Origin of the sequence: Protofrankia sp. Cj3, from assembly GCF_917627355.1 — a bacterium.
GTDB lineage: Bacteria > Actinomycetota > Actinomycetes > Frankiales > Frankiaceae > Protofrankia.
In genome coordinates this window covers 20,456-32,396 of the sequence record NZ_CAKJTR010000031.1, presented here as the reverse complement: position 1 = coordinate 32,396, position 11,941 = coordinate 20,456, and the positions used below count along the sequence as shown (strand labels likewise).

Annotated in this window: 7 protein-coding genes; 4 read left to right on the top strand and 3 right to left on the bottom strand. The window is 65.5% G+C overall.

What is annotated here, in order from left to right:
• Together MJ783_RS06585 and MJ783_RS06580 are read left to right on the top strand one after the other, a co-directional pair.
• Positions 1–501 (top strand): M50 family metallopeptidase (locus MJ783_RS06585; protein ID WP_239309179.1); only part of this gene is annotated, 501 nt, incomplete at its 5' end.
• Positions 502–886: 385 nt separating this feature from the next.
• The gene (locus MJ783_RS06580; RefSeq protein WP_239309177.1) at positions 887–1,396 is read left to right on the top strand and encodes a hypothetical protein; all 510 of its coding nucleotides are present in this window, start codon (positions 887–889) and stop codon (positions 1,394–1,396) included.
• Positions 1,397–1,514: 118 nt separating this feature from the next.
• Here the strand turns inward: MJ783_RS06580 and MJ783_RS06575 are convergent, their stop codons facing one another.
• The gene (locus MJ783_RS06575) at positions 1,515–3,161 is read right to left on the bottom strand and encodes a glycosyltransferase (RefSeq protein ID WP_239309175.1); all 1,647 of its coding nucleotides are present in this window, start codon (positions 3,159–3,161) and stop codon (positions 1,515–1,517) included.
• A 681-nt stretch (positions 3,162–3,842) separates the two neighbouring features.
• On the opposite strand from MJ783_RS06575, the gene MJ783_RS06570 reads away from it, so the two are divergent.
• Positions 3,843–4,727, top strand: a complete 885-nt coding sequence (locus MJ783_RS06570; RefSeq protein ID WP_239309173.1) for a NifU family protein — start codon at positions 3,843–3,845, stop codon at positions 4,725–4,727.
• 74 nt (positions 4,728–4,801) lie between these two features.
• On the opposite strand, the gene MJ783_RS06565 is transcribed toward MJ783_RS06570, so the two are convergent.
• On the bottom strand, positions 4,802–8,281 hold the full coding sequence (locus MJ783_RS06565; protein WP_239309171.1) for a BTAD domain-containing putative transcriptional regulator: 3,480 nt from the start codon (positions 8,279–8,281) through the stop codon (positions 4,802–4,804).
• 458 nt (positions 8,282–8,739) lie between these two features.
• Between MJ783_RS06565 and MJ783_RS06560 the strand changes: the two genes are divergently transcribed.
• Positions 8,740–9,279, top strand: coding sequence for a hypothetical protein (locus tag MJ783_RS06560; RefSeq protein WP_239309169.1), 540 nt, complete (start codon positions 8,740–8,742; stop codon positions 9,277–9,279).
• A gap of 184 nt (positions 9,280–9,463) precedes the next feature.
• Here MJ783_RS06560 and MJ783_RS06555 read toward each other — a convergent pair whose 3' ends face one another.
• Positions 9,464–11,890: a phosphoketolase gene (locus MJ783_RS06555; protein ID WP_239309167.1), complete on the bottom strand. Its 2,427-nt coding sequence runs from the start codon at positions 11,888–11,890 to the stop codon at positions 9,464–9,466.
• Positions 11,891–11,941: the final 51 nt, after the last annotated feature.

The following is an 11,941-nucleotide window of genomic DNA, read 5'->3' as shown; positions in this document are numbered from 1 at the left end:
GGGGTATGGCTGTTCTCGGACACGTCAGGCCTCACAAGCACATATGGGCGGCGCAACCGGTTCGCCGAATTCCTCATGCTGGCAGCCGGTTACACCGCATCATCCGGGCTCGGGCTGGGAGCGGCGGCCCTGCTGAATGCCGGTCACATCACCGCGACGCTGCTCCTTGCCCTCCTGGCGCTGGCGGCGCTTTTCCTCGTCACCCGAAACGGCTTCGGAAAAATGATCGTCGCCGGTACCGGCACCGTGGTCATTCTGGTACTGCATTCGGCCTCGGTGGGCACGCAAAGTGCGCTCGCGTGTTTCCTCACCTGGTTCCTGTTGCTGGCCGGGCCACGGTCCGTGCTCGACCTGCACCGAGCGCACCGGAAAGGAGCATGGTCCTCGGACGCGGACGCGATGGCCGAGATCACTGGCATCCCCGCCATAATCTGGATAGCCGGCTTTGGCGTGTTCACCGTCCTGTGCCTGTTTCGCGGCACATACCTGTTCCTCGGCTGACGCCGGCTCCTTCGCACGATCTTTCGAGATTTTTGAGATCAACAGCTGGAACATGGGCGCATGACCACAGCGGATCAATCGTCGGTCCAGCGGTGTCTCGTGATTGACATCTCGACGGTGATGTTGTCCATAGCGGCGGCCCGAGCCCGGCATACAGGGACTCTTCCACTGATCACCCCCTCTTTACGGTCAGCCGACAGCCTGGTGTCAGATGTGTTACATGGGTTACGTGCGTCAGGACGGGTAGAGCTGTTCCATGGCTCGACAACGGAGGGGTCCGACAGCCCAGCGCGCACCGAACATCACACGCCGACGGAACACCAGATACACACGGAACGGCACACACCGCATGTCACGCATCCGGCCCGCCGCTCGGGCAGCACGGATGACCCGCCCGCCAGTTTCTCAGCTGCTCTTCGCCGCGACCGCGCTCGCGGCTGTGATTGTCATGCCCGCCGACGCACTGACGGCATCCTCCTCGGCGCCACCTACGGTGCCATCCAACATCCAGGCCACTCCAGCCACAGTGCCAGCCACAGTGCCAGCCACCGATGTAACGGATATAAGAGACAAATCGGCCGCCACGGCGCCGGTCGGGAGCGCTGCTCCATCCACTGATGAGCAGATCACGCGGGCGGTACGGACGAGCCCGTTGCTCGGTGAGGTTCCCCCGGACGGCATCCAGGTGGTCGACGTCCGCGTATCCAGGATCGACCCGACCGTCGCGGTTGCCCATGTCGTGCCAGCCAGTGGTGAGACCGACCCAGCGACCGCCCTGCTACGGCATTCGGGCAGCCACTGGGCCGTCGTCGAGCTCGGTACGGCCGGCGTCGGCTGCGACAGTCTCAGCACGGCGGTCCAGCAGGAACTCGGGCTCGTCTGCGAGCTTTTGTAAGCTTTCGCGAGTTTTCACAACAGCGAGTTCTCACAACAACAGCCGCCCTCCGTCCGGGCTGGTCCGGACCAGCCCGGACCAGGCCCAGGACGCCAGCGGATGATTCGGTCCAGCCCGATCAGTTGGCGAACGTCAACGCCGACAGCAGGGCGACAGCAAGAATGATCGTGCCACGTATCGGTACCTGCCAGCGCTCAACCGCCGCACGTCGCTCACTGACCGCGGACAGCGGACCAGCCAGCATCATCAACATGATCCCAGCCCACACCAACGCGAACACCGGACGACCGGGGCGCGTGTCGAAGGCATAGATGATGATCGATGCGACCAGCGTGAGCGCGAAAGTAATCTGCGGCAGGACCAGCACGGACATCGTCGGCTGGAACACTTTCTCGGTCGTACCGGAGGAACGCGGCCGGTAACCGAACGCAACCCACAGGAACGCGATCAGATACAGCGGGGCAATGAACAGTGAACTCGCGACCGTTCGGGCCGCGGGCCTGCCCCCCGCATAGGCGACAATGAAGAGCATCGAACTAAGCAGGTAGGGCAGGCCGAAGAACAGGTAGGCCTCTTCAGCGGCACCGGACACCAGCCGCATCCGGAAGATCACAGACATCGGTGGGCCCACCAGAAAAACCATCTGGACTGTGGTCAGGAGCGGGCTGAGGCTGGTGTGCAGGTAGTGCGCCCGCTGCCAGCCCCGCAGGCCTGGTTTGCGCAACGGGTTGTCGAAAAGTAGCAGGCGCATATGGTCCATCGCCCATCGCAGACGCTGCTTGGCGTAGACGGCGGCGGTCGCCGGCGCTGTCCCGATCGAAATCGGCCGGGCATGGTAGACGCTGGACCAACCACGCGCGTGCAGTTCGTAGGATGTCTGCACATCTTCGACCAGATTCCATTCGCTGAATCCGCCAGCCGACTCGAGAGCCGACCGGCGGTACAGGGTCCCGTTGCCGCAGGAGAACGCGCTGTTGTCACGGTCCTTCGCCGGCTGGATGGAACGGAAGAGCATGGGATCAGCGTTGTTCAGGACATCCGCGCGACCCGTGTCAAAACACTGGGCAGTACAGACGAAACCGACTGCCGCGTCGCGCAGATAACCGACTATCCGCTCCCCCACGTCCGGCACCACCAGGTGATCGGCATCAAGGGTCAGAACCGCGTCGCCATTGGTGCGGGCCAGCGCGTGGTTGAGATTACCGGCCTTTCCCGGGGTCCCGTCGACGCGGGTGAAGCACGGTATGCCGAGACGTGCGGCGAGCGCGTCGATTTCCCGCCAGTTCTTCCGGCCGGCGATGCGGCCGTCATTGAGAACGTAGGTCTGGTGCGGGTAGTCGATCGCCAGGGCGAAACGCAGCGTCCGCTCGACCATCGACGCCGGCTCACCGCACACCGTCACGAACACATCAAGCGTTCCCACCGGCGTCCCGGCGTGGCGTACCCTGTCCGGGCGCATCCGGCCGATCATCACTGCCGTCCAGGCGACAGTTATGTAGCTGATCAACTCAGCGCCGTAGAAGAGGCGACCGAACGCGCCCGTACCGTCGAGCGTGCCCAGGCGCCAGATCAGGTAGATCCCGCCCAGCACAATGACCAGCGCACCGGCCACCGGTCCCAGGCGCCCGCCGACCGGGCCGCCCGCCAACGTGTCCCAGCGGTGTCGTGCGGGTTCGTCCGTCGGCACCCGCGGCCGAGGCACCCATGGCGCGAAGCCGTCGGGAGCCGGCGCGGTAGCGTCGACGGGCGCTGCGTCGCGAGCCATACTTGCCACCTTTCAAAAAGATTTGCCTACTGCCAGGAAGAATTTAAATAACGGTCGCCGCGCCCAGTGACTGCCGCCGGCCAAAGCGGGTAATGTACGGAATACGGGCGTTTTCGATCAACGGGTCACCGGCCATGCGGGAATCCGTTGCGTCCGACCGGAAAAATATTAATCAATACGCTGCTCCAGGCTGGTGCCGACCGGGCTGGCGCGACCCGGAATGCAGCCTGTTCGCCCCGACAATGGCCGGCAAGAGGGACGGTTCAAGCACAGGGTAACCTCTTGACCGCCTTTCGTGACGACTGCGGCCGCGACTGGCTCGGGTACACCCGATATTGGCCGGCAATGGGGTGATTTCCCCCTCGGTGGCCGGCCGCCACGCCCGGCATGCTTCGGCGGAATTGTTCACCACGCCAGCAAACGAGCCGCCGGCCACCTACGGGATGAAATGTCCAGAAACTGACCGATGTGACCAGCATGACGGCCGGCTCGGCGGCCGGCAGGTGACAGCCGTCATATGCCCGACCGATTTCGGCGGTGACCCGTCAACCTTATGGGATCGTGAGAAGGTACCCACGGTCTTGTCCAGACCCGGCCGAGGGGGAACCAGCCGGTCAAAGAGTACGCGATCACAATTCTTTTCATGCGGCCGGCTGCCCCAGAGGACCTAGGAGTCCAACGATGAGCAGCACTCGGCCGATCGGGCCGCAGCGGAACGAACCCAGCTTCGACGCGCTGTCGGAGGCCCTGGATGAGGCGGCGACCGCCGTCCAGAACCTGGAACCCACCGCGCGGCAACAAGCCGAGCAGCTCCGCCACGCCGTCGAAGCCCTCCATGGCAGCGGGATCAACGCCATCGTCCGGAAACTGCGCGCCGACCCCCGCGGCCGCGAGCTCCTGTTCGAACTCGCGGATGATCCTCTGGTGCATCTGCTCTTCTCGATGCACCACGTCATCCAGCCCACGCCGGTGACCGAATCGCTGCACGCGCTCGACAAGGTACGGCCCTATCTGCGTGCCCACGGCGGGGATGTCGAACTGATCCGGATCGACGGGGATACAGCCTTCCTGCGGGTGAACGGTACCTGCAACAGCCGCGCCCTGACCGGAGTCACGCTGCGTGAAGTAGTCAAGGACGCTCTGGTCGGCGGGGTCGCATCCATCGCGCGGGTGGTGATGCTCGCGGGTGAACCGCCCCCGACGCTCATCCCGCTGGGTCCCGTCCGCACCCGCGACGGCGGCTGGGTCACGGTCGGTACGACCATGGAGCTCTCCCGCCAACAGATCACCGCGCTACATCTCGAGCGAGCCGACGGCGCCGAAGCCGATGTAGTGATCATAAGTATGGACGATCAGCTGATCGCCTACCGCGACACCTGCGCCCACCAAGGCCTCCCCATCAACGTGGCCCAGCTGGACCCGGCCACGGGCACCCTCACCTGTCCCCGGCACGGCTTCTGTTACGACGCGCGGTCCGGCGCCTGTCTCAACGCGCCGGGCGCGCGGCTGGAGCAGCTTCCCCTGCGGATCGATAACGGTCAGGTGTGGATCCGGATCGACAGATAGATCGACGGATAACCGGTTGGGGCGCGTGCCCCAGCGCCGCGACGCCGCGTCTCCTGTGCCGGTCGCAGACCGCCTCACAGGTCGAACGGACGGCTCCCGGCGGTCCACAGCTGTGTGAACTGCTGCTCGACGAACTGCGCGAACGTCGAATCAACCGGAACCTCATACTGCGTGGTCCGGGATGATGCGTCGCTCATCGGAAGCGTCGCGACCAGCGCGCGGGCGTCCGACCGGTAATACGCGACGGTGGACGCCGCCCGGTAGACCCGCACCGCGATGTGTTCCCGGTCCGAGCCGGTCAGCCCGTCGACGAAGCTCCGAAGGCACCGCAGATTCGCCTGGACCAGTCCAGAGACATCGTGCGACATGCCGATCTCCCGGGTGCGCTGGACGTCCGCGGGCGAGTCGGGGTCCAGCAACATGATCTGAACCAACGCACCCCGGTCAAGGGCGCGCAGAAGCGCACCGAGAAAGGAATCCCGCAGCCGGTCCTCGAGGAGCTCTGTCCAGGTGGAGAGAATCCGCACAACATACTCACTCGCCGCAACCCGCTGAATGAACCCATCATGATCAAAATGGTCGAGGACACGTTCCGTCGCCGGCTCAAGCCGATCACCCGGGCCGCGTATCAACCAGTTACGGACCTCGGACTCCTCCGCACCATCATGATCATTAAATAATGCCAGTGCCTGGCTCCACGACGCCCGCGCCTGTAGATCGTCCTTCCGCCAGTAATGCAGCCTGCCCCGGCGGGCAAGGGTTCTCGCCTGGTTCAGCATGTCGCCACGTTCCTGGAAAATGGACAGGCAGGCGTCGTAACAGCCGAACGCCTCGGGATCACGACCCCGTCGGCTGTGGGCGTCACCCAGCAACAGCAGCGCCTCGGCCCGCAACGGCAGATGCCCCTCCGCCTGAAAGAAACGCTCCGCCGCACCAAGCATCCCGATGGCGTCGTCCACCCGCCCGGTTCGCAGGAAGGCGGAGCCGAGGGCCATCCGGGCACGCTCGACCGCAAGCTGGTTGCTTGTCATCTCGCAGTAACCGACCGCAGCCTCCAGGCAGGACAACGACTCGGCGGGACGAGCCGCGGCAAGATAGGCCCGACCGAGGGTTTGGAGCGTCCGCGCCACACCGAACGTCACACCGAAGTCACGAAAAAGATTCCTGCCGATACGAAGATGATCAATAGCCTCATCGATCCTGCCGTCTTCTGTGTCCAGTTCGCCCAGGTTACGGCGCGCCGCGGCCTCGCCGATCGGCCAGGCTGTCGAGATAAACAGCGCCAGGCTCGCCTCGAACAACCTTCGCGCGCCGGCGCGGTCACCCTGCAACCGGCGCAGCAGCCCGAGATGGCGGCGCACGTTCGCCTCGGCCACCTGGCTGCGCTGCCGCCGGGTGGCCGCGAGAGCCGCCTCATGGGTCCGGTGCCAGAACGACCAGTGCGAGCCGATCTCGAAGAAGTCGACGAGCGCGGCGCTGAGCAGCCACGTCATCTCATCGAAGCCTTCAGCCTCAGCCTGTTCGACGAGAGCGACCAGGCTCTTGCTCTCGCGGTCGAACCACTGGATCGGACGCCCCGTAACGGATTCGATCATTCCGTCCTCGGCCGGTTGCCACCGCGGCACAGACTGGCGTGGGACGATCGGAATACCGATGTGCAGCCGCTTGGCGGCCTCCTCCGCGCAGGCCAGATACATCTCCAGGACCCGTTCGAGCGCGGCGGAGCGGTCGGCGGGGCTGTCCTCCTGCGCAAGGCGCTCACGCGCAAACAACAACAACAGATCATGAAAACGATACCGAGACTCGCTTCCATTACTGGCACGACGTTCGAGAAGCTGCCCAGCCGCCAGCTCCTCAAGCAGCTCGGAAGCCTGCCGCACATTCTGATCAAGAAGGGCGGCCGCAGCCAGCGGCCCTACATCCTCCGTCTCCAGCACGGACAGCAGACGGAACGCTCGCCGGGTCGCCGCTGGCAGCTCCCGGTAACTCAGGTCGACGCTGGCCCGCACTTCAAGATCTCCGACCCTGAGCACGTTCAAACGCGCAACCTGGAGATCCTCACGCAGCGAGCGGAGGTGCGTGTCCGGCCGCTGTTCGAGACGCGCCCCCGCGATGCGTACCGCCAGCGGCAGAAATCCGCACAGCGCCACGATGGTGCGGGCCTCCTCGGGTTCGGCCTCGACCCGCGCGGCACCCGCCACCTTGGCGAGCAGGGTGACGGCACCGGCGGAGTCGAGGACGTCAAGCAGGAGGTGATCCGCGTCCAGACTCGAAAGCGCACGCCTGCTGGTGATAATGACCCCGCAGGATGCCGCGCCCGGAATCAGCGGACGTACCTGTTCGGCATCCGTCGCATTGTCCAGGACGACGAGCAGCCGCTTGCCGTCGAGCGTCGAACGGTACAGCGCCGCACGCACTTCATGATCATCTCCTATTTGCTCACGCGGCACCCCCAGGCCGAGGAGAAACGACACCAGAACCGTCGACGGCTCAGCCGGCGAGTCGGGCGTGGCCTGTAGATTTATGTAAAGAATGCCGTCGGGGAAGCGAGGCCGGAGCCGATGGGCGACGTGAACGGCGAGCGCCGTCTTGCCGACACCCGCCTGCCCGGCTATCGCCGAGACAATCACGCCCGCGCCGCCTGTTTCCGCACCGACGTCAGCCGTTTCGAACAAGGTGAGGAGATCCGCGACTTCCTTTTCGCGGCCGGTGAAGTTTCTTGTCCCGGTGGGAAGCTGATACGGCACGGGATGACGCGCCGCGGCGACGAGCCCGACCTGTTCAACTGGCGGGACCCAGCGCAGGGACGGTTCGTCGGCAAGGATCGCGCGCTGCCTTTCCCGGATCGCGGTCGGTTCGATTCCGAGATCGCGGGAACGGCGCAACGCATCCAGGCAGACAGCGGCGGCATCCTCCCGGCGACCGTCGCGGTAGAGGGACAACGACAAATCCAGCTGTAGCCGTTCGTCGGCCGGGTTGTCGGCGAGCAGCCGCCGCAGGATCGGAACCAGCGGCCCGTGCCGACCAGCGGCCAGATATGCGGCCGCTCTTTCTTTCTCCGCGTACAGGCGAAGCTCACGCAACCGGGCCGCATAACGTTCGACAAAGGGGCGCGTTTCAAGATCTGATAATGGCTCTCCACGCCAGAGCGCCAATGCCGCGTCCATCCGGTCGGCGGCACTCGCCGCGTCTTTGGAATCCAGCAGCCGCCGGGCCTGTTCCACCCAGCTGAGGAAAACCAGCTCGTCAAGCTCCTCCGCCCCGACGTGCAGAACGTATCCGCCGGCGCCCCGCGCCAAGGGCTGCCCGTTGGACTGGCCCAGCACCCGTCGAAGATCCAAGATGTGCACCCGAAGCCGATGCAGGAGCTGGCGCCGACGCTCGTCATACCAACCGTCATCGCCCTGCATGGCTCGCAGCAGCTCCCGGTCAGGGATGGGACGGTTCGCCTCGGAGAGCAGAGCCGCGAGCAGCAGGCGGCGCTGCGGACCACCGATCGGCACCTGCCCGGCCTCGCCCACCACCTCGAGCGATCCAAGAACCCGAAACTCCATGTCATCCTGTTCCACAAAACAACACATGTCGCCAATTGGGTGATCCCAATGCCTCGGATACCATCATGAACCAGTATGCGGGATCTGTCTGTGACAACTTGAAGCAAAGTCGTGACCAGCAGGGTGTGCAGTCGCATGTCCGACAGGACGCAACCCCGGCACCGTCAGCGGTAGCAGTGTCAGCGGTAGCACTGACCAGATCCTGACCACGCCCGCGCATCACCCACGCGGCCGATTACGTATTTTGACGGAGTCGAACAGCCGAGTAGCCACAAACTGGACAACAGGCGACCAGTCAAGCCATCATCGCCCGCGCGGTGTCACACCCACCAGGGCCAAGCCGGCCCCGGTCGTTCACCCAGGTGCCGCGTTCACGCTCCTGACCAGCTGCTGACCAGCTGGTCTTTCAATGGGAACCGACGGGCGAGCTTCCCGAGACGACCCGGCAGGAGGGCAACATGATGACAGTTCACTCCGACTGCGCGATGGTGCCAGAATTCGCGTGGCGGGCGGTCACCGTGACCGGGGACCAGTTCGCGCTCCACGTTGACGACGAGACAATCATCCGGATGCGGGAAGAATGGCGTGCCCAGGGCCGGGTGACATGCAGGGCCCAAAAACATCTGATGGTCGTGGAAAGCAGCCACGGCGGCCTTCGGGTCACTGCCGAGTTGACCGGCGACGTACTCGCGGTGCTCCAAAAAGGACGCGGGAACACCCTCGTCAGGCTGACCGGAGACCGCTGGCTACGTTGGATCACACCCAACTGGCGGGGTTTCGCTCGAGGCTTCGTCACCCATACAACCAGCGCTCCCCGGACCGACGGGCACAACGTCGTTCTGTTCGCCCGGGACGGGATTGCGATTGTGCTCGGCGGCCACCGGGTCCTGCTCAGCTCGGCTGACGGAGCCCCGGCCTTTCATGAGTACGATCTTCTCCTGACTCTCGGCTGGTTCCTCATCCTGGTCGACGCTCCAGCCGTCCCGGTGGCCATCTGATTGCCAGTAAGAGCGCCCGGCAATAGGGGTGTGGATCAAGGAGTGGGGCTGGGGTGCGTGCATCGCGAGGCGGTGGAGGGAGCCACCGGAGGTATTGGGTGGCGACCGACGACAACGATGCGAGGTGCGTGCCCCAGCCCCGCGACGCCGCGTTCCCTATTGCCGGTCGCTCTAAGCAAAGACGCTACATGCGCGGTGCGCGTGGCCGCCCATGGTCGCCCGGCCAGGTCCAGTCGCGGACTTCAGGAAGGTCCTCGAGATGTTCGGTGATGTGGGCCTGATGACGGGCGAGCTGGGTCTCGCAATGGGTGACGAGCCGGTCAGCGCCTCGCGGGGTGGTGCGGGCGAACTCGATGGCAAGGCGGGCGAGGTGGTAACGGCTGACACCGTTGCGCACGACCATGTCGAACGGGGTGGTGGTGGTGCCTTGTTCCATGAAGCCGCGGACGTGGAAACGTTGCGGATTGGGCCGGCCGTGCAAAAGCTGGTGGATCGCGCGGCTGTAGCCGTGGAAACCGACGACGACGTCGGTTTCGTCAGTAAACAGGGCGCGGAACAGCGGAACGGAGAAGCCATGGGGGTGCAGGTCCGCGCGAAGCAGGGCCATCAGGTCGACGATATTGACGACACGGACGGTGAGGCCCGGCGTGAACTGACGCAGCAGGTCAGCGGCGGCGAGGATCTCCATGGTGGGGACGTCCCCGATCCCGGCGAGGACGATGTCGGTGCGGTGCTCGCCGCCGTCGCTGCCGGCCCATTCCCAGACCGAGCCGCCGCGGGCACAGTGTTCAGCGGCTTCGTCCGCGGAGAGGTACTGCAGGTGGGGCTGTTTGTCCGCGACGAGGAGGTTGACGTGGTCGCGGCTGCGTAGGCAGTGATCGGCGACCGAGAGCAGGGTATTGGCGTCCGGCGGCAGCCAGATCCGGGCGATGCCAGGGGACAGGGGGACGACGGTGTCGATGAGCCCCGGGCCCTGGTGGGAGAAGCCGTTGTGGTCATTACGCCAACAGGTGCTGGTCAACAGCACGTTCAGGCTGGGTACCGGTGCCCGCCAGGGCAGCCGGGCGGCTTCCTGTAGCCACTTGGTGTGCTGGATGAGCATGGAGGCGGAAACCATCGCGAACGCCTCGTAGGTGGCGAACAGGCCGTGCCGGCCGGTGAGCGTGTAGGCCTCCAGCCAGCCCTGGCACAGGTGCTCGGAGAGCACCTCCATGACCCGGCCGGATGGGGAGACCCGGTCGTCGTGCGGGTCGGTCGGGGCGACCAGGCAGCGGTCGGTGACATCGAGGACGGCACCGAGCCGGTTGCTGGTCAGCTCGTCCGGGCTGAACACCCGGAAGGTGGTGGGGTTGTCCCGGTAGACGTCGCGGAGCAGGTCGCCGAGCGGCCGGGTGGTTTCGTAGATGACCTTCCCACGAGTTTCTGGACCGACCGTGATCGCGTGGGCACGCCAATCCGGCAGCCGTAGCGCCACGGCGCGCCGGCCGCCGTTAGCGTAGCTGGTCGCCCCCAGCCGCTTGTCGCCGGTCGGTGCGAGCACGGCGAGATCGGCGACCAACCGCCCGTCCGCGTCGAAATGCGAGTCCGGGTGGTAGGAACGCAGCCACGCCTCCAGCTGAGCCAGCTGGGCCGGCTTCTCCCGAACAGCCGCCAACGGCACCTGATGGGCACGGAAGGTGCCTTCCATCGCCACCCCATCGACCTGTTTCGGGCCGGTCCATCCCTTCGGGGTCCGTAACACGATCATCGGCCAGCGCGGGGTGGCGGTCACCACCGCGCCTGGGGCGCGGGCGTCGTCCTGGATACGGCGGATCTGGCTGTAAGCGGTGGCGAGCCTGGCCGCGAAGTCCCGGTGGACCTGGTGGGCGTCGCTCCCCTCGACCCAGGCCACGTCATAGCCGTGGCCGGCAAAGAAGGCGGTCACCCCGGCCCGGTCGAGGCGGCCCAGCACCGTCGGATTCGCAATCTTGTACTGATTGAGGTTCAGGATCGGCAGCACCGCACCGTCACGGGCCGGGTTGAGGAACCGGATGCCTTTCCAGCTTCCCTCCAACGGCCCGGTCTCGGCTTCACCATCACCGACCACTGCCGCGACCAGCAGGTCAGGGTGGTCGAACGCGGCGCCGAAGGCGTGCACCAGGGCGTAGCCGAGTTCGCCACCCTCGTGGATCGACCCTGGCGTCGGTACGGAGACGTGGCTCGGTACCCCTCCGGGGGTGGAGAACTGCCGGACCAGCCGGGTCAGGCCCGCCAGGTCCCGCGACACCTGTGGGTAGATCTCCGAATAGGTGCCTTCCAGATAGGTGTTGGCGACCAGTGCCGGGCCGCCGTGCCCCGGCCCGGCCACATACAGCACATCCTGCCCAGTCTCCCGTACCAACCGGTTCAGCTGGGCATACACCAGGTTCAGCGCCGGGGACGTACCCCAGTGACCCAGCAGCCGAGGCTTGATCTGCCCTGGCTCCAACGGCTCACGCAGCAACGGATTGGTACGCAGATAGATCTGCGCCACCGTCAGATAATTAGCAGCCTCCCAGTACCTTACCAGCCGACTGAGGGACACCTCGTCCAGATCCGGAATACGTCGATCCGTGGATGCGGTAACAGTCACCCACCTAGCTTCCTCCAGCACGGGACGTTCCGGCCAGCGGGCGGATCGAGT